The following is an 18,380-nucleotide window of genomic DNA, read 5'->3' as shown; positions in this document are numbered from 1 at the left end:
CCCCGATTCTACGCCGCACGTCCTCGACATTCAAACATATCTACGAAAGTTGTGGAGAACTTTCCTAGAATGACAACTGTGACGGAACGAAGGCGATCGACGGCGACTTTCATAGATCCGTCCGTATTCATCGTCGGCGCAGCTTCTCCGCCAGCGTCGTCAGCGTGCGCAGTTCCTCGTCGTCCAGGGTCGACATGCGCTCGGCGATCGAACGGCCGTGCGCGGTGGCCAGCTGGCGGAAGGCGCGCCTTCCCGTCTCGGTCGCGTGCACGAGGGATCCGCGTCCGTCCTCCGGATCCGGGCACTTCTCSAGCAGTCCSCGSGYGACCATSCGRTCGACSAGTCGCGAGACRCTGGGCTGGCTGATCAGCATGTTCGCCGTGACYTCGCGCAGGCGKGCSGTGTGCGACGCGCAGCGGGTGACGGTGAGCAGCACGTCGTATTCGGCCGCCGAGAGCTCGGCGCCCTCGAAGTCGGTCGACATCTCGGTGAAGATCTCGTGCTGGGCGCGGAAGAGGGTCTCCCACGCGGCCAGGGCCAGCTTCCGGTCGCTCATCGCCTCAGGATATCCGCCGGCGGGGACGTCGGGCGCGAGCGCAGTAAAGGCCGGTCGGAGAGGCTTCCGACCGGCCTTTGTCCCTTGCACCAAGAGTGTCCTGCAATCACATGCGATGAGAGCCACAGCAAACTTTCACCGTGCGATCAATCTATAACGGCGGGGTAACGAATGCAACGGTTTGGTCACGGTCTGGGTGGATTCATAAGAACGGATTCGATGTATTCGGCCTTGCTGGCGGATGCTCCCCGGCGCTCACATGACGAGGAGTGTCGCCACGAGGACTTCGACTGCCGATCGAACCCGCATCGTTCGTCCGGCGTCCGGGTCGAAGTCGCCCATGAAGACGTTTCCGAGCGCAGCGGAAAGCGTCCCATCGGCCACGGACGCGCGGCGGTCGGGCCCGGCATCTGGAAACTCCTCCGCAGCGAGGTCCGAAAGTTGCTGACGAGTCCGCGCATACGCTTCGGAGAGGATCTCAGCGATTGYTGGTTGCTTCCGTGACAGCTCGACGAAGCCGAGGACGATAGCGTTCTCCGCGTCGGATCTTGTGAATTCTTCGCCGAATAGGAAGTCAAGGGCGCCGCGAAAAGTCGCGACTGTTCGCGGGAGGATCGTGGGCTGCCCGTCCTCGTCGCTGAACACATGCCTCGCGGTCTCTGCGAGCAGCTGGTCTCGGTTGCCGACGAAATGGCGTACGTGCCCTCGAGACATCCCGGCGGCCTCCGCGATGCGGTCCAGCGAAGCGCCGGCAACGCCGTGCTGTGCCAGTGCCTGCATCGTCGCTTCGATGATCTGGTCGCGGCGCTCGGCGGCGACGGTCGGACGTGCCATGCGGGTCCTTTCGCCTTCGGGAGATCGACCTTCGCAGAATATCCCTATGATTCCGATGTTTCTAGTCTAGTCGGACTTGACTAAGTTAGATTTCGCTCATATCGTCACTCTCACAGCCCGCGCATCGCTCCGGACGACCCACCCGAAGGCTGCATGCCGACGTCCGCAACCGCTTCGTCCCGAAGGAGAGACATGGTTCGTTTCACTCGCATCGCACCGGCACCGGTGAGCCCGCTCGCTCGACCGGAGCAGGTGAGCATGCGTGATGGCGTTCGGCTCGCGACCGATGTGTACGTCCCAGGCGGCGACGCGGTGCCGGGTGATGCGATCCTGATCCGTCTGCCTTACGACAAGAGCGGTGACTACGCGTTCATCCCCCTCGTGGCCGAGTACTTCATGGCGCACGGCTACCGTGTCGTCGCACAGGATGTCCGGGGCAAGTTCCGTTCCGAAGGTGAGGCGCTGCTGTTCGTCAACGAGGTGCGTGACGGGGAGGACACTCTCGACTGGATCGTGCGTCAGCCGTGGTCCAATGGTCGTGTTGCGATGTGGGGTGACAGCTACTACGGCTACACCCAGTGGGCGGCAGCCGCGAGCGGTCACCCGGCACTCAAGGCCATCGCGCCCCGAGTGACGGGCACGCTGCTCGGCGAGCCGGTGCGCCGACGAGCCGACGAACGCGCCGGTGGTGTGGAGTGGGCCGTGACGTACCTGTATCCCGTGAGCCATTTCCACGGGAACGACACGTATCTGTGGGAGCCTGACTGGAGTCGGCGTGAATTCGCGACGCAGGTCGAGCAGTTCCTCACAGAGGTGGGCGAGCGCTCGATCTCGTATGACCAGTGGTATCCCCGGCCCGTGCTCCTGCCACGCTTCCCCCAGGGCACCCCGTTCGCCGCACGTTCCGTTCCGGTTCTGCACACGATCGGCTGGTGGGACAACTGTGCGCCGTTGAGCTGGGCCGACGTCGCTGAGGTCGAGAAGCACCCGGCCTGGGCCGCACACCACCATCTCCGGATCGAGTCCATCGACCATGAGGGACACGAGCTGCTCGAGCCCGACAGCGATCGAGTCTCGGAGCGCAGCGAGGATCAGGTGCGTGCACTGCTGCCGCGCACGCTGGATCCCGCCCTGGCGTTCTTCGAGATCTACGTACGCGGCAATGGGGACATCGCTTCGATCCCACGAGTGAGCTGGAACCTTGCCGGAACACACGAGCAACGAGTCAGCGACACCTGGCCGCCGCAAGGCGTCCGCGAAACCGCGCTGGTCGCCATCGCAGACGGCACTCTGCGGATCGCGGCGAACGTGGACGAGCCGCCGAGCACCAAGACGTGGATCCACGACCCCGCCGACCTGGTGCCGTCCAGCGCGGAAGACGCGTTCTCGTTCTTGCGGGAGCTGCCCGACGAGGCACCGATCGGTGACCGTGACGACGTGATCGTCTTCACATCAGACCCCGTCACGCAAGACGTCGACCTTGTCGGGCCGGTCACGGCTCGGGCCCGGGTGTCTTCGGATGGTCCCGTCATGGATCTGTTCCTCCGGCTCCTGGACCTCCGGCCCGACGGCTCTGCCCTGCGGATCGCGCGGGGGCAGCGGCAGCTGCAGCAGGCCTACGACCCAGGGGATCTCGAGATCGACCTGGGACAGGCTGGCTACCGACTCCGCGCCGGGCATCGCCTCCGGCTGCACGTATCCAGCAGCGACTACCCGGAGTTCATCCCCCAGACCGGCACCGGAGGCGACCCGTGGCAGGGCGGCGCGACCGCGCGCAACCTGCAGACGGTCTTCCTCGGTGGGCCTGACGGCCTTCGCCTCACCGTCTCGATCCTGCAAGGAGAGCTCGCATGACCCCGAACCCCGAGCACCCGCCACAGACGACCGAGCGTGACCCCCTGCGGGAACCGCTGCTGGAGTTCGCCTTCGAGATCCGCGTCGACGTCGCGGCCGACCTGCACGTGGGCCGCGGCGCGAACGAGCGGCTCGCTTTCACGCCGATCACCGGGGGCACCGTGGACGGCCCGCTGCTGCGCGGCGAGGTCCTCGCCGGCGGCGGAGACTGGTCCGTCCAGCGCGACGATACGTTCCAGCTCGAGGCGCGGTATCTTCTCCGCACCGACGACGGCGCGACAATCGACATCCTGAACCGCGGCTACTACCGGGAGACCGAGAACCCAGACAGCCCGTACTTCCGCACCGCGCCCGTGTTCCAGACCGACGCTCCCGCACATCGCTGGCTCGCCGAGCACCAGTTCCTCGGCCTAGCTCGGGACGAAGACCAGCAGATCCGCATCAGGGTCTTCGTCGTCCGCTGACTCCCCTCCGCCCGAACACGGCAAACACCACCCTGCGCAGCGAAGCGCAACCCGCGGGCGGCCGACGACGACCGCCCGAAGACCCGAGAGGATCCGAACCATGCAGCGCACCCCATCCGCACGTAGCGTGCGGCTCGCCACGGCAGTCATGATGACCGCCGCCACCTTGCTCGTCATCACCGCCTGCGCGCCGCGAACGGCGAATGGCGATTCGAGCACTCCGCCTGTCGGCGCGGACACGCTCGTCTCGTCCCTTCCCGCAGCGACGAAATCCGTGGACAAGGTGACGTGGGCCGTCGTTGAGGGCGAGCCTGCGACGCTCGACCCCGCATCGTCGGCGAATGTGATCACCCCGAACCTCTGCGACAACCTGCTGAAGCTCAACCCCGACTTCTCGATCTCCGCCGGGGTCGCTGAGAAGGCCGATTGGGCAGACCCCGTCACCTTCGAGATCAAGGTCCGCTCCGGCGTCACCTTCTGGGACGGCACCCCGGTGACCGCCGCCGATGTGGCCTACAGTCTCGAACGAAACCGCAACCCGAAGTCGCAGTGGTATGCGTCCTTCGCACTGATCCAGAACATCGAAGTCGCCGGTGACGACACCGTGCGCGTGCACTTCAGCGCTCCCGACACGACGTTCCGTGACGCGCTCAGCGGTGCTGGCGGCGCTGTCATGAGCAAGGCTTTCGGTGACAAGGCAGGGGACGCGCTCGGCACCTCCGGCACCGGCCTGATGTGCAGTGGCCCGTACGAGCTCGGCACCTGGAAACCCGGCTCCGAGATCGACGTGACCGCGAACACGCACTATTGGGACGGTGCAGCGAAAACGAAGAACATCTCGTTCGTGTTCGTCACCGACGGCTCCACCCTGACCACCGCGCTCACCGGCGGCGAGATCGATGGTGCGTTCAACGTCCCGCCGGGATCGCGCAACGCGCTCAGCGGAAAGGGCGCTGGCCGCCTCGTTGTCGGACCTTCGACCGCGTCGTACAGTTTCGGGCCCGCCTCGTCCACCAGCGCCGCGGCCAACCCGAAGATCCGGCAGGCTCTCAGCCTCGCGATCGACCGGAAGGACTACATCCACACCGTCGTCCAGGGCTACGGCTACCCCCAGAAGACGATCGTGCCCCCTTTCGTCTGGGCCAACATGGACGCGAAAGATATCTACCAGAAGGCCTACGACGCGCTCCCGGAGCAGAAGGTGGACATCGCCGCGGCCAAGAAGCTCGTAGCCTCCAGCGGCGTCGACACCTCCAAGCCGCTCGTGCTGGCGATCCCGGCGGGATCGAAGGAGCTGTCACAGACGGCCGCGATCATCCAGTCGGCGGCCAAGCAGATCGGCCTGACCGTGACCATCGACGAGCGTCAGCCCGCCGACTTCGGAGCGCTGTTCTTCGACGCCTCTACAAGGGCAGGGGTCGACTTCGTCGCAACCACGGGCTACTTGGAGACTCCTGGCGTGCTCGGCTATCCGCAGTTGTTCATGCTCCCCGCGGAAATGGGTGGCGTGTTCAACTGGACGGATTACTCCAACCCCACCGTGACCTCCAATCTGCAGGCGGCGCGCACGGCGACCGATCCGAAGACCGCGGCCGAGGCTTTTGTCAAAGCGCAGGAGGCATTCGCCCCGGACCAGCTCCAGATCACCCTTGCTGGGGCCTACCAGCTCACGTACCTGTCGTCCAAGCTCACCGGGGTCGTCACGTCCGTAGCGATGTACAGCTCTCCGTGGGCGCTGAAGCTCGGCGCGAAGTAGTCCGGGCCCGGCCGGCTGAACGAAAGGCGATGACATGATCGGATCCGTGCTCCGGAAGCTGGGCGGGCTGGCGCTCACCCTGTTCCTCGCGAGCGTCGTGATCTTCGCCGCCCTCCTGGCGACCCCCGGCGATCCCGTCGCGGCGATCGCCGGGGGGGCTCGGCCGACACCGGAACTGATCGCCCAAATCCGGGAGCAATACCGGCTCGACGATCCGGCGTGGCTGCGATATGTGCACTGGCTGGGCGGCGTGCTCACCGGCGACTTCGGGCACTCCTTCGTGTACAAGACCGATGTCGCGACGCTGGTGGCCTCCCGGTTCGGGATCACCCTGCAACTCGTCTTGCTGACCACGTTGTTCATCGTTGTCCTCGGCATGGGCAGCGGCATCCTCGCCGCTGTGCGCGGCCGTGGCACCGACGCGGTTGTGTCTGTGCTGACGTCGCTGGGGATGGCGCTGCCGACCTTCGTCGTGGCTATCCTGCTGATCTGGGTGTTCGCCACGTCGCTCGGCTGGTTGCCCAGTTTCGGTGCGGGCTCCGAGGGCCTGGACCGTCTGGCGCACCTGCTGCTGCCAGCATTGTCCCTGGCCGTCATGTTCATCGCGTATGTGAGTCGGGTCACACGTGGGGCACTGGTCGCGCAGATGCACTCCGAGCATGTCGAGACCGCGACGGTGCGCGGCATCCCGCGTGGGCGTGTCTTCCGGATCCATGTCTTCCGGAACGCGTCACCGCAGATCCTGGCGATCTCTGGAACCACCATCGCAGGGCTGTTCGCGGCCTCCGCCATTGCCGAGCAGGCATTCGGGCTCGGCGGGATCGGCTCGCTGCTCACCGAAGCCGCCGCCCGTAAAGACCTGCCCGTCGTGCAGATCGTCTCGCTCCTGCTCGTGACCGTGTTCGTTGTCCTCAACGCCATCGCGGATCTGCTCAGCGCCGCCATCGATCCCGACTCGGTCGGAACCAGGAGGTCAGCATGAGCGTCGGACAACTCACCCGCGGGCGCGTTCCCGCGACGGCGCGCCGTACCGCCCGTCGCAACCCCCTCGCCATCGCCGCGCTCGTCGTCTTCGGAGTCATCGTGATCGGCGCCGTGGCAGGCCCCTGGATCGCCCCGTACCCGCCGGACATGCTCCATGCGGGACCGATCGACGGACCCGCATCCGCGGCAAACCTGTTCGGCACCGACGATCTCGGCCGGGACATCTTCTCCCGGGTTCTGGTCGGGGCGGCGCCCAGCCTTTTCGGCCCTGTCGTCGTGGTCCTGCTGTCGACGATTCTTGGCGTGACGCTCTCGATCACGGCCGCATGGTTCGGTGGTGCTGTCCGCGGCGCGGTCGCCCGGCTCGTCGACGTGATCTTCGCGATTCCGGGGCTCGTCCTCGCGGTGCTCGCGGTGGCGATGTTCGGCAAGGGCCAGCTCGCCCCGATTCTCGCACTCTCGGTCGCGTACATCCCCGTCGTCGCTCGTCTCACTCAAACCGCCGCGTCCCGGGAACTGGCTCTGCCATATATCGCCGCACTGAGAATCCAGGGCGTGTCCAATGCCGCGATCTGTTTTCGACACCTGGTCCCCGCCCTGATACCCGTGATCGCAGCACAGGCCACGGTCGGATTCGGCTATGCCATGCTCGACCTCGCTGCGATCTCGTTTCTCGGCCTCGGCGCACAGCCACCCTCGGCCGACTGGGGGTCCATGATCGCCGGTGGTCAACCCGGGCTGCTGCAAGGCGCCCCTGAACAGTCCGTGTTCCCGGCGGCGCTGATCGTCGTCACGGTCCTGGCCGTCGGGGTGCTCGGCGCCCGGGCCACCATCTGGGCAGAGGAGAAGGAACGATGACCGCTGCTGTCCTGGAGCTCCAGGGGCTTGGTGTGGCCATGCCCGGCCCAGATGGTCTGCAACCGCTCGTGCGTAACTGCACGCTCTCCGTCGCAGCTGGTGAAGCGGTCGGGCTCGTCGGCGAGTCCGGTTCCGGGAAGTCGCTGAGCGTGCGCGCCATCGCGGGTCTGCTTCCCGAGAGGTTCGTCACCACCGGCACCATCAGTGTGGAAGGACAGGACCTCGCCGGGCTGGGCGCGCGGGACCTTCGGGAGCTCCGCGCCCGGCGTATCGGCATGGTGTTCCAGACGCCTCGCGCACATCTGAACCCGTTGCGCACGATCGGCGACTTCCTCACCGAGGCGCTTGTGACCGTCGCCGGGGTGCGCCGCGATGACGCAGAACATCGCGCGGTCGAACTGCTCGATGAGGTCGGTGTGACCTCACCAGAGCGTCGGCTCCGGCAACATCCCGGGGAACTGTCCGGGGGATTGTTGCAGCGCGTCATGATCGCAGCCACCCTCGCCATGGATCCTGTGCTCTTGCTTGCAGACGAGATCACCACTGCGCTGGATGTGACCACTCAAGAGGAAGTGATGGCGGTCATCGGGGATCTGCGTCGGCATCGCGACCTCGCCCTGCTCTTCATCACGCATGATCTCGCCTTGGCTTCCGCCGTGTGCGACCGGATCGTCGTGATGAAAGAAGGCACGACAATCGAGACGCTGCATGCCGCGACAATGCGCGCCGATGCACGAGAGGACTACACCCGTACCCTCCTGTCGGCCTCATTGGACGACGCACGGCCCGCCGAGACGGACAGCGACGCGGCTCCGCTCCTCGTCGTGAACGGCCTCGGGAAGTCCTATCAGGTGCGGACCGCGCGCGGTCGCGGACACGAGACCCTGCAGGCTGTCGATGATGTGAGTCTGTCACTCGCCCCCGGAGCGTCCCTGGGCATCGTCGGAGAATCCGGTTCCGGCAAATCCACCACCGCTCGCATTATCTGCGGCCTCGAGGCGGCGGATGCTGGTTCCGTCGAGGTCGAGGGGCGAGACTGGAGCGCCCCTGCTCGCAGTGCAGCCGAGCGGCGTGCTCGCGCCCAGGTCGTGCAGATGGTCTTCCAAGATCCGTATCAATCGCTCGACCGCCGGCAAAGCATACGGCAAGCGCTCACGGAGACCCTGCGCGTGCACCGCCCCGGTGATGATGACGCTGCGATCCGGCGGCGCATCGCGGAACTGATGTCAGCGGTGCGGCTGGACGAGGCGCTCCTCGATTCCCGTCCCCGCTCGCTCTCCGGGGGCCAGCGGCAGCGCGTCGCCATTGCTCGCGCACTCGCTGCGGAGCCACGAATCCTCGTCCTGGACGAAGCCGTCTCGGCACTGGACCGGACAACCCAGGTGGAGATCCTCACGCTCCTCGAACGCATCCGGCTCACAACGGGCGTCGCCCTGCTGATGATCACTCATGACCTCACCGTCATCCGCCGGTTGTGCGACGAGGTCATCGTCATGCGCGATGGCCGTGTCGTGGAGCGCGGGCCGGTCGATGATGTGCTCGACGATCCACGGGCCGAGTACACGCGGGTCCTCCTCGACTCGATCCCGAGGGAAGGGTGGARGCCCCGCCGCCGGATTACCGCCCGCACCGCGGCCCTTCCTGTTCACAGTCCTTCCCGTACCCGCCCATGGCGGCGGTGATCCGATCGGAGACATTGATGGAACCTGCTCTCGAGTACTGTTTCGATCTGCGTGTGGCGGTCGACTCGCCGCGGCGCATCGGCAGCCAGACCGCGGGAGAGTTGCATTTCACCCCGATCACGGGCGGCACGGCAGTGGGGCCCCGATTGCTGGGCCGCGTTCTCCCCGGCGGTGGCGACTGGTGGGTCGATGGAGGTGAGACTGTTCGGCTCGACGCCCGCTACCTGCTGCAGATCGACGACGACGTCGTCGATGTCGTCAATCGCGGCTATTGGCGAGCGAGTCCTGCCGCGATCGCCAGCCTCGAAGCGGGCGAGCGACCAGCCGAGGAAGAGCTCTACTACCGCACGGCATTCACGTTCCAAACCGATGCACCAGGCTTGCGATGGCTGGCCGAATCGCAATTCATCGGATACGCGACCGGGACACCCGACCAGGTGCACATCCGGGTGTTCCGTGTCGTCTGAGCGCCTGTCCCGCCGACCACCGAGCTGCCCGCTGACCGCTTGAATTTGAAGGAGACCCCATGACTGTACCCATCACCGCCGATGTCTGCATCGTGTCCGGTCGCGTCTTCGACGGGCGGATCCGCACGGCCGACACGGCTGTCGCCATCGCAGGCGCCAGGATCCTCGCCGTCGGCGACGACGATGCAATTCGCGCCCTCGCCACCGCTGACACACGCATCATCGACGCCAGCGGCGCGCTGATCCTGCCCGGCTTCATCGACGCCCATGCTCACGCGGCGTTCGCCGGTGTGGAGCGGCTCAGCTGCGACCTCACCGCTGCACGCACCGCTGAGGAGACACTCGCCCTGATCGCCGAGGCCGCGGCGGCGACGGATGCGGAGTGGGTGACCGGCGGGGGCTGGAGCCACGAGCTGTTCCCCGAGCCCACACGGGAGATGCTGGACGCGATCATCCCGGGCCGTCCGGTCGCGCTCAGCGACGCCGGGCACCACACGCTCTGGGTGAACTCCCTCGCCCTGGAACGCGCAGGCGTGGACCGGGACACTCCGGAGCCCGCGAACGGACACATCTACCGTGACACGGACGGCAATCCGACCGGATACCTGAACGAGACCGCCGCCGAACTGGTCGGCCGAGTGGTCCCGCCCGCCACCGATGCCGAAATCATCGCCGGGCTGCGCAACGCGCAAGAGCACCTGTGGAGTCTCGGGGTGACGGGCTGGCATGAAGCGATCCTCGGCGAGTACAACGGCAAGGCCGACTGCACGAACGCCTACCGCGCCACCATCGCAGACGGATCCCTGCGCAGCCGCGTCTCCGGAGCGCTCTGGGTCCCGCCGGGCCTCACCGTCGAAGACGTGCCCGCTCTGGTGACGCGCTTCGTCGCGCAGCGCGCCGCGAACGCGCAGGCCGGATTCGCCACCTCCACCGCCAAGGCGATGGTCGACGGGGTGCCGCACGGCGGAACAGCAGCGCTTCTCGAACCATACTGCCCGCACGCCGACCCGATCGGCACAGGTGAGCTGCACATCTCCGCGGAAGCGCTCGAGGCGCTCGTCATCGCCCTGGATGGCGAAGGATTTGCCATGCATCTGCACATCATGGGAGACCGCGGCGTCCGGGTCGCCCTCGACGCCGTCGAACAAGCACGGCGCACCAACGGCCCCGGCCCACGGCACCACTTCGCGCACCTGTCAATGGTGCACCCCGACGACGCACGCCGGTTCGGACCACTCGGCGTCACGGCCAACGTACAAGCGCTGTGGGCGTCCGAGGACACCGCGGTCGTGCCGATGATCGGCGAGGAGCGCATGCGCGCCGGCTACCCGTTCCGCGCGCTGCTCGACAGCGGTGCGGACCTGGCGATGGGATCGGATTGGCCGGTTTCGCCCGCCGAACCCTGGCTCGCGATCCACGTCGCGGTGAACCGCTCCTTGCCCGGCCCCGCCGGTCCTTCCGCGCCCCTGGATGCTGCCCAAGCCCTGACACTGACGGAAGCGCTTGCCGCCTACACCAGCGGATCCGCCGACCTCGTCCTCGGCGGAGGCGGTCGCATCCGGGTCGGCGCGCGAGCAGACGTCGTCGTCGCCACAGCCGACCCCTTCGAGCTGCCTGCCGCAGCGCTGATCGGAGTCGGAACCGCCGTCACGATCGTGGCGGGCGAGATCGTACACACGGCGCCCGCACCATCCGCCAACGTTGAACCCGCAAACCCTGAAGAGGGACAGCTATGAGGATCATCATCGCCGGTGCCGGCATCGGCGGACTCGCCGCCGCGCTCAGCCTGGAGGCCGCCGGCTTCCACGACATCATCGTCGCCGAGCGCAGCCCTGAACTTCTGCCGCTCGGCGTGGGACTGAACCTGCTACCGCACGCCGTACGCGAACTCACCGAGCTAGGGGTCGCGGACCGCGTCGCCGAACTCGGCGTCCAGCCCGGCACCCTGTCCTACTACAACCGACAGGGGCAGCTCATCTGGAGCGAACCGCGCGGACGCGACGCAGGCTACGCGTGGCCACAACTGTCCGTGCACCGCGGACGCCTGCAGTTGCTGCTGCGCGACCTCGTGACCGAGCGACTCGGTGACGTGATCCGCCTCGGCCATCGGCTCGTCAACATCGACGGAACGGAGGACGGTTCGACCGGCGCAACCGCGCGCTTCGCGCTCCCCGACGGTGCAGAGACCGAGCTGGCGGGCGACATCATCATTGGAGCCGATGGGATCCGTTCCGCGCTGCGCGCCCAGTTCGCCCCGGACGAGGGCGACCCCGTCTGGAGCGGACTCACCCTCTGGCGCGGAACGGCCCTGATGGATCCGTTCCTGGACGGCCGAAGCATGGTCATGGTCGGAGACGGAGAACAGAAGTTCGTCGCCTACCCCCTCGCCGGRCCCCTCGAGGACGGGCGCGTTCGAGTCAACTTCATCGCCGAGCAGCGCGGCACCGGCGTCGCAGACGCAGATTGGAACCGCTCGGTCGAGCGCGAACCGATCGCTCGACTCTTCGACGGCTGGACATACGACTGGCTGGACATCCCCGCGATCGTCGAGAACGCCGAGGAACTGCTCGAGTACCCGATGGTTGACCGGGACCCGCTGCCCGGCTGGGTCCACGGGCGCGCTGTCCTTCTCGGCGACGCCGCACACGCCATGTACCCCAACGGTTCCAATGGCGGATCTCAAGCGATCCTGGACGCACGCACCCTCGCATACCAGCTCGCGACCACGACAGACATCGATGCCGCCCTCTCCGCCTACGACGCCGACCGTCGGCCCGCGACGGCCGCATTGCTGGAGCTCACCAGGCAGACTGGGCCAGAGCGCGTCATGCAGATCGCCCGGGAACGCGCACCCGAGGGATTCGCTGACGTGCACGATGTGATCAGCGAAGACGAACTCCAGCAAGTAGCGCTTGAATACAAGCGCGCCGCCGGATTCGACCCGTCACGCCTGAACGCCCGCAGCACGCTCTCCGTCCCCTCCGCACGTGGTTGACCCGCTCACTCTGACGCTCGTCTGCGAGGTGATCGTCGAGCTCGGGGAACCACTCGAGCTCGGCGCCACCCGCGACGGGAACAGGAGAATCACGCCCATCCTTGGCGGGGAGCTACGCACCGTGCCGGGCCTGGCCTACCTGCAGGACTCGCTCTTCATCGCAGACGGCATACGCGAGCGCTCCGTCGTTCGCCACCTGGTCTATCGAGTCGACTGAACCCCTAACTCAACGAGTCAAAGCTCAGCGGTGTACTGACGGTCACTGTTTATCGGTTTCCGGCGGGCCTAGCGTCGATGCCATGAGCACCGCGAATCTCACTTTGAACAACGGCGTCGTGATGCCGGCCCTCGGCTTCGGCGTCTTCCAGACCCGCCCGACGAGACGAAAGAGGCCGTCGCCGCGGCTCTTGCGACCGGGTACCGGCTGATCGACACCGCGGCCGCGTATGCGAACGAGCGCGGCGTGGGCGACGCGATCCGCGAGTCCGGGCTCGCCCGGGATGAGGTCTTCATCGAGACGAGGATCTGGATCAGCGACTACGGGTACGACCAGACGCTGCACGCGTTCGACAAGAGCGCACGCAAGCTCGGCGTCGACCAGATCGACCTGCTGCTCCTGCACCAGGCCCTCCTGGGCGAGTTCGACAAGACCCTCGGCGCCTACCGTGCGCTCGAGCAGCTGTACAACGACGGGAAAGTGCGTGCGATCGGGATCAGCAACTTCATGCCCGCCCACCTGAGCACGCTCCTCGCTGAGACCGAGGTGGTTGACCGGGGAGGGCGTCCCTGTCGCCCTCCCCGGTCGGCGAGACTGAGTATGAACGATCAGAGCGAGGTGCGCGAGTTCCTGACCACGCGTCGTGCCCGCCTCACCCCCGAGCAGGCGGGGATCATCGGCGGAGGCCGCCGCCGCGTGACAGGCCTGCGTCGCGAGGATGTCGCGATGCTCGCCGGCATGAGCGTGGATTACCGCCGGCTGGGAGCATTTCGTCACAGGTGCGCACGCGGTCGGCGCAGCCGCACAGAAACTGACGCCGCTCGGGAAGCAGCTCGAGCTCTTCGAGAGCGACCATGTCGTTGCTTCCGGCATCGATGCCCGCTGGGCCGCCGGGCACACGCCAGGCACCACGGTCTTCGTGCTCTCGTCCGGTTCCGAGCGGGCGGTGCTGCTCGGCGACGTGGTCCATTCGCCGGTGCAGTTCGGCGAACCCGACTGGACCGTCGTCTGGGACGTCGACCCTCAGTCGCCATCTGACTGCATGGCTGACTGTCTTGCGTGCCAGGGCATCTCGTTGTCAGGGCAGGCCACGTAGACGGATCGCGGATGCAGGAGAAGTCCGCGTCGGGTTCCGCCATGGAGATGGCTCCGACGACACGCCCGCACCTATGCCAAGGCCTCCGCGAACGACTTCTGGTCCGCAGAATGACCGGTTCGACCAGATCCCGCGTCCCGTCACCGTCTCTGGCTGCGGTTGATCACTCGACGGGTGATGCCGATGGTCACGGTGCCGACGAAGAGGACGATGCCGACGATGGCAAGCCACAGGAGCCCCTTGAACGCGAACCCGACGATCGCGACGATCGCCCAGATCACGGCGAGGAGGATGATGACGGTCATATGCTCTGCCTCATTTCCAGGAGAGGACAGGCGAACGGATCGTGCTCTCCGAGGCCCACCCGGTTGATGTAACGCAGGACGATCCCGTAGGAGGCCCAGAGTCCCGTCTGCACGTACGGGACGTCGTGGCCGCGGCAGTACGCGGCGATGATCGGCGCGGCATGCTTCAGATAGGGCCGGGCCATCGAGGGGAACAGGTGGTGCTCGATCTGATAGTTCAGCCCGCCCATCGCGACATCGACGAACCAGTTCCCGCGGATGTCCCGGCTCATCATCACCTGACGACGGAGGAAGTCGAGACGCATGTCATGCGGCACGAGCGGCATGCCCTTGTGGTTCGGGGCGAACGAGACGCCCATGTAGAACCCGAACACTCCGAGCTGCACGGCGAGGAACACGGCGCCCTTGTCCGGAGAGAGCACGAAGAAGACGAGCGTGAGGTATCCCAGGATCCGGATCATCAGAAGGGCGATCTCGACCGGGCGCCGCGCGAGCGGTTCCCGATGGAAGACGCGGTACACGCTCGAGGCATGCAAGGACATCCCTTCGAGCAGCAGGACGGGGTAGAAGAACACACCCTGGTGGGAGATGACCCAGCGCGCGAACGGCGGCCGCTCCCTCGCGGCCTGTTCCGGGGTGAAGGCGATCACGGGAAGATCGATGTCGGGGTCGGATCCGATCATGTTCGGGTTGGCGTGGTGCCGGGTGTGCTTGTGCTGCCACCATCCGTAGCTCATTCCGACGAACAGGTCTCCGAGGATGAGGCTGACCCAGTCGTTCCAGCGACCGGAGCGGAAGATCTGGCGATGCGCGGCATCGTGCCCGAGGAAGGCGATCTGTGTGAAGAGGACGGCGAAGAGCACTCCGGTGAACATCTGCCACCAGGTGTCGCCGATCACGATGAACAGCACGACTGCCGCGGCGACCACCACGGGCACGCAGACCAGCTTCGTCCAGTAGTAGCCGTATCTGCGGCGCATCAGCCCCGCGGACTTCACCATTCGCGCCAGATCGGTGTAGTCGCTGTTGCCGGCCTGGCGCACCGGGCCCACGCTCGATGCAGGGCGACCGGCGTTCCGGACTGTCATGATCCCGCTCCTCTCGGCGTCGCGCCGGGGTCTCGAGCGGATCTGCTTCCCAGGCTACTCCTGTTTGCGCGCGGCGGGTCGGCGAGAGCTCACACGCTCGTCCTCGTGCGATGTCGTCAGGGCCGAGATCGGGAGGGAACGGTTCGTGATCGCCTCCGCGAGGGCGTGGAGCGAAAGGTTCCGATCGCGGGCGTAGCGTCGCAGCAGTGTGAAGGACTCGTCCATGGACGTGCCGTTGACCTGGGCGACCGCTCCCTTGGCCTGCTCGATGAGGACCCGGCTGTCGAGAGCCCTCTGCAGCTGTTCAGCGATGAGCTGCGCGTGCGCGGAGATGCGTTGCTGCAGGATGCTGATGGTGGCGACATCCGCGAGCGCTTGGGCCGCGCTCGTGTCACGGGCGCTCAACGCGCCGACCGACGTGCCGAAGAGGTTCATCGTCCCGATCGTGTCTCCGCGCAGCCGCAGGGGGATCGCGTGCACGGAACGGAAGCCGCGCCGCAGTGCCTCCTCCTGGAACGCAGGCCATCGGGCGGCCGCGGCGACATCGGGCACGGAGACCTGCTCGCCCGTCGCGAAACAGTCCAGACACGGGCCGGCTCCGGCGGCGAGCTGCAGGACCTCGACGAGTTCGGCGCTCTCCGTGGTCGAGGCCACCACCTGGAGCTCCCCGTCGGCATCGAGGAGCAGGAGCCCGCCCGCCTGCACGTTCACGATCTCCGTGCACTCGCTGACGAGCGTGTGGAGCAGGTCGACGACGTCGTAGTCATCGGTGAGCGAGTCGGCGACCATCACGAAGGCGGCGTTGAGACGGTGCTCTCTGGATGCGCTGGTCATGTGCCGCCCTTCCTTGTCTGACATGGTATGCCGGGGATCAGCCGGGCAGATCGCGGAAGTCGAGCGCCCGGTCGACGACGTCGAGGGCGACGTCCTCGAGCGGACGCCCCGTCGAGAACGCGTACGCCCGCAGAAGCTCGAGGGCCTCGGCCGTGGTCACGTCCAGTTGGACGAAGACCATGCCGACCGCCTGATGCACCTCGCGGCGCAGGCTATGCCGCTTCGCCTCCGGGCTCCCTTCATCGGCGGCGGCGCGCATCGCCCCCCGCACCGCCGGGGCCGCGACCCGTCTCGCGAGGGAGAGCGCCCGAGCTGTCGCATCGCGATCGAGCACCCCTGGTGTCCGTCGATACAGGTCGACGACGCCCAGCAGCACCGGGCCGGTCAGAATCGGGAAGGCGAACAACGCGCCGACGCCGAGCGTCGGGAGGCCGGCGCCGAAGACAGGCCAGTCCGGGTGGCTCTCCCGGGCGACATCCGTGCTGAAGGATGGCTTCGCCGTGCGCGCCACGACCCAGCGCGGGCCCTCACCGAGAGCGAATTGCATGGCGTCGAGACGTTGCGCAAGGGCATCGCTCGTGCACACCGTCGTCGCGTCGCCGTCACGGCGAAGTACGGAGATCGATGCACCGGAGACCGGCAGCAGCTCAACGAAGGGCGCACAGAGGTCATCACCCCACTCCCACTCGGGGATACCCGCCGGGGGAGCGCCGCTCCCCGCATGGAACGCGTCCGTCATGAACCGCTCGCCATCGCTCTCGAGGAGTCAGCGCGCTGTGCGCGATGCCCTGGAACGCGAGTCGAACCAGCCGAGTCGCACCTTCGTGGCCGCGCTCGTGTTCTCGGCCATCTCCGCATCGAGCGCCATCGCGATTCCGGTTCCCTGCATCACCTCTGCGACAGCGTGGACCGTGCCGTCGCCACCCGCGGCGATGACCACGTCGGGATCGTCCGCGAGTGCGACTCTCACCGGGTTGAAGACCACCGCCGCGCGCTTTCGCCCCGATCCGAGAGTCGAGGAACGGCTGTCGAAGGACGCATCGTCCTGCGTGGGCCGGAGAGCTGCACCCCGCATTGCTGTGTCGCCGCGCGGACGCGCGCGGATGTCATCCATACGCCCTCTTCGTAGGTGTCGTCCCTACGCGCGGACGGCACCGCCTTCTTCGACCCAGTCCTCGATGCGCGACTCGTCGTCCAAGACGTCGACAGCCGGACGACGGGTGAAGGTCACCGACTCGGCCAGTGCCGCGACGTCGGCCGCACGCGCCTGCTCCCGATCGGAGGCGTCCTGGAAACGACCGGCGGCGACTTCGCGCTCGGCCTGCAGGGAGGCGCTGATCTCGGCCAGGAGCTCGGCGATGACGCTCCCGAGTCCATCGCGGAGCTCCTCCAGGTTGGTGTTCGCGATCTCCAGGCGACGGTCGGCGACGTGCAGCTCGACGGTCGAGTATCCCTTTGCGGACAGGCGGGCACGCATCTCGTTGCCCTGGATCGCGGCGACCTCGTCGCGATCCGTCTTGCGCGTGAACACCGCTTCCACGGTGTAGCGGTCCGGAGCGTCCTTCGTCATCAGCGTCGCGGGGAGCGACCCGATCAGAACCGATCTCAGACCCAGCAGTTCGGAGCTCAGCTCCGCGTTCTTCACTTGTGCGTTCATAACCGGACGTTACGCCCCCAACATGTGCGGACTCACAGGCGCGGATCGCCCTGCGCGTCGGGCATACGTCGTGACCGGTTCCGAGAAACGCGGAGGCCGAGACCCCGGATCGGATCGAGCTGCTGACCACGATGCCGTTCCGGTTCGATTTCGACACGGGCGTCCCCGCGAGTCTCGACCCTCGCTTTCTCGGGATCCTCGGATCGAAGATCGACGATCGACGATCGACGATCGACGAACCGGCGGAGTCGTCGTGCCCGATATCGCATCCTCGTGATCACATCGGAGCGGCAGACGCCGCGAGCAACCCGGTCGGCCGCAGTAGCGCCGCGAGGGCTGGAAAGCCCCTGGCGTGCACGGAGTCACGGGGCGAACCGCAGGGGAGAATCGGGCGCGGCCCCCCTCTCGCGTGAAGTGCGCGTAGACTCCGGGCAGGAGCTCGACCATCTTGGGGCCGGGGACGCAGGGCTGAGCTCCTGTTCGGCGGGGCGTTCATCGTGCGGGCGTGCAACGACGCATGGTGGTGCGGTGGACGTCCTTGAATGCGTGTGAGAGAGCGGCGTCGTTGCCCTGGTCCGCGCTGAGTGCGAGAGACCACGCGAGTGTCTGGGAACCTCGGCAGCTTGAGTTGTCGCTCTGGAGTGTCCGAGCACGGGCCGAGTCGAATCCTGACACCTGTCATGAGACAAGTTGCGAACAAGGATCCACCGCCGAACCGCGGGACCATGTCGAT

Annotated in this window: 19 protein-coding genes and 1 pseudogene; 12 read left to right on the top strand and 8 right to left on the bottom strand. The window is 66.9% G+C overall.

Annotation, left to right across the window (positions count from 1 at the left end; genetic code table 11):
• Positions 1-127: 127 nt before the first annotated feature.
• Positions 128-556: a MarR family winged helix-turn-helix transcriptional regulator gene (locus AC1DMN_RS16515; protein ID WP_477384614.1), complete on the bottom strand. Its 429-nt coding sequence runs from the start codon at positions 554-556 to the stop codon at positions 128-130.
• Positions 557-811: 255 nt separating this feature from the next.
• Complete coding sequence (locus AC1DMN_RS16510) at positions 812-1,390, bottom strand: TetR/AcrR family transcriptional regulator (protein WP_477384612.1); 579 nt, start codon at positions 1,388-1,390, stop codon at positions 812-814.
• A gap of 192 nt (positions 1,391-1,582) precedes the next feature.
• On the opposite strand from AC1DMN_RS16510, the gene AC1DMN_RS16505 reads away from it, so the two are divergent.
• The 12 genes and pseudogenes from AC1DMN_RS16505 (at position 1,583) to AC1DMN_RS16450 (ending at position 13,763) form a co-directional block, all read left to right on the top strand.
• Positions 1,583-3,244, top strand: a complete 1,662-nt coding sequence (locus AC1DMN_RS16505; protein WP_477230486.1) for a CocE/NonD family hydrolase — start codon at positions 1,583-1,585, stop codon at positions 3,242-3,244.
• Positions 3,241-3,708 carry a DUF3237 domain-containing protein gene (locus AC1DMN_RS16500; protein WP_441975532.1) on the top strand — a complete coding sequence of 156 codons (468 nt, stop codon included), beginning with the start codon at positions 3,241-3,243 and terminating at the stop codon, positions 3,706-3,708. The genes AC1DMN_RS16505 and AC1DMN_RS16500 overlap by 4 nt, the downstream gene beginning before the upstream one ends.
• 100 nt (positions 3,709-3,808) lie before the next feature.
• Positions 3,809-5,464 (top strand): ABC transporter substrate-binding protein, encoded by a 1,656-nt coding sequence (locus tag AC1DMN_RS16495; RefSeq protein ID WP_477230485.1) that lies wholly within the window; start codon positions 3,809-3,811, stop codon positions 5,462-5,464.
• 34 nt (positions 5,465-5,498) lie between these two features.
• The gene (locus AC1DMN_RS16490; protein ID WP_441975534.1) at positions 5,499-6,446 is read left to right on the top strand and encodes an ABC transporter permease; all 948 of its coding nucleotides are present in this window, start codon (positions 5,499-5,501) and stop codon (positions 6,444-6,446) included.
• Entirely contained in the window at positions 6,443-7,306 is an 864-nt protein-coding gene (locus AC1DMN_RS16485) for an ABC transporter permease (protein WP_477230484.1), read from the top strand. The genes AC1DMN_RS16490 and AC1DMN_RS16485 overlap by 4 nt, the downstream gene beginning before the upstream one ends.
• Positions 7,303-8,988: a nickel ABC transporter ATP-binding protein NikE gene (gene nikE / locus AC1DMN_RS16480; RefSeq protein ID WP_477384610.1), complete on the top strand. Its 1,686-nt coding sequence runs from the start codon at positions 7,303-7,305 to the stop codon at positions 8,986-8,988. Before AC1DMN_RS16485 ends, nikE begins: the two co-directional genes overlap by 4 nt.
• Entirely contained in the window at positions 8,976-9,455 is a 480-nt protein-coding gene (locus AC1DMN_RS16475; RefSeq protein WP_441975537.1) for a DUF3237 domain-containing protein, read from the top strand. The genes nikE and AC1DMN_RS16475 overlap by 13 nt, the downstream gene beginning before the upstream one ends.
• Before the next feature lie 59 nt (positions 9,456-9,514).
• Complete coding sequence (locus AC1DMN_RS16470) at positions 9,515-11,191, top strand: amidohydrolase (protein ID WP_477230482.1); 1,677 nt, start codon at positions 9,515-9,517, stop codon at positions 11,189-11,191.
• Entirely contained in the window at positions 11,188-12,450 is a 1,263-nt protein-coding gene (locus tag AC1DMN_RS16465; protein ID WP_477230481.1) for a flavin-dependent oxidoreductase, read from the top strand. The genes AC1DMN_RS16470 and AC1DMN_RS16465 overlap by 4 nt, the downstream gene beginning before the upstream one ends.
• Entirely contained in the window at positions 12,443-12,667 is a 225-nt protein-coding gene (locus AC1DMN_RS16460) for a DUF3237 family protein (protein ID WP_477230480.1), read from the top strand. Before AC1DMN_RS16465 ends, AC1DMN_RS16460 begins: the two co-directional genes overlap by 8 nt.
• Positions 12,668-12,749: 82 nt before the next feature.
• Positions 12,750-13,219 (top strand): annotated as a pseudogene (locus tag AC1DMN_RS16455) (aldo/keto reductase); the annotation flags it as partial.
• 196 nt (positions 13,220-13,415) lie between these two features.
• The gene (locus AC1DMN_RS16450; RefSeq protein ID WP_477230568.1) at positions 13,416-13,763 is read left to right on the top strand and encodes an MBL fold metallo-hydrolase; all 348 of its coding nucleotides are present in this window, start codon (positions 13,416-13,418) and stop codon (positions 13,761-13,763) included.
• Between the two features lie 140 nt (positions 13,764-13,903).
• Here the strand turns inward: AC1DMN_RS16450 and AC1DMN_RS16445 are convergent, their stop codons facing one another.
• Genes AC1DMN_RS16445 through AC1DMN_RS16420 form a run of 6 tightly spaced genes read right to left on the bottom strand, consistent with a single transcriptional unit; the run spans position 13,904 to position 17,647 of the window.
• Complete coding sequence (locus tag AC1DMN_RS16445; RefSeq protein ID WP_441975542.1) at positions 13,904-14,068, bottom strand: hypothetical protein; 165 nt, start codon at positions 14,066-14,068, stop codon at positions 13,904-13,906.
• Positions 14,065-15,156 (bottom strand): fatty acid desaturase family protein, encoded by a 1,092-nt coding sequence (locus tag AC1DMN_RS16440; RefSeq protein ID WP_477230479.1) that lies wholly within the window; start codon positions 15,154-15,156, stop codon positions 14,065-14,067. The genes AC1DMN_RS16445 and AC1DMN_RS16440 overlap by 4 nt, the downstream gene beginning before the upstream one ends.
• Before the next feature lie 54 nt (positions 15,157-15,210).
• Positions 15,211-15,990, bottom strand: a complete 780-nt coding sequence (locus AC1DMN_RS16435) for a GAF and ANTAR domain-containing protein (protein WP_477230478.1) — start codon at positions 15,988-15,990, stop codon at positions 15,211-15,213.
• Between the two features lie 37 nt (positions 15,991-16,027).
• Positions 16,028-16,729, bottom strand: a complete 702-nt coding sequence (locus tag AC1DMN_RS16430; RefSeq protein ID WP_477230477.1) for a GAF and ANTAR domain-containing protein — start codon at positions 16,727-16,729, stop codon at positions 16,028-16,030.
• A gap of 27 nt (positions 16,730-16,756) precedes the next feature.
• Positions 16,757-17,104 (bottom strand): diacylglycerol kinase family protein, encoded by a 348-nt coding sequence (locus AC1DMN_RS16425; protein WP_477230476.1) that lies wholly within the window; start codon positions 17,102-17,104, stop codon positions 16,757-16,759.
• Positions 17,105-17,128: 24 nt separating this feature from the next.
• Positions 17,129-17,647 carry a hypothetical protein gene (locus tag AC1DMN_RS16420; protein ID WP_477230475.1) on the bottom strand — a complete coding sequence of 173 codons (519 nt, stop codon included), beginning with the start codon at positions 17,645-17,647 and terminating at the stop codon, positions 17,129-17,131.
• Positions 17,648-18,380: the final 733 nt, after the last annotated feature.

The sequence above is a fragment of the Microbacterium sp. 01T413_2 genome (genome assembly GCF_056398985.1).
This window is presented reverse-complemented; position numbering and strand designations above follow the sequence as displayed.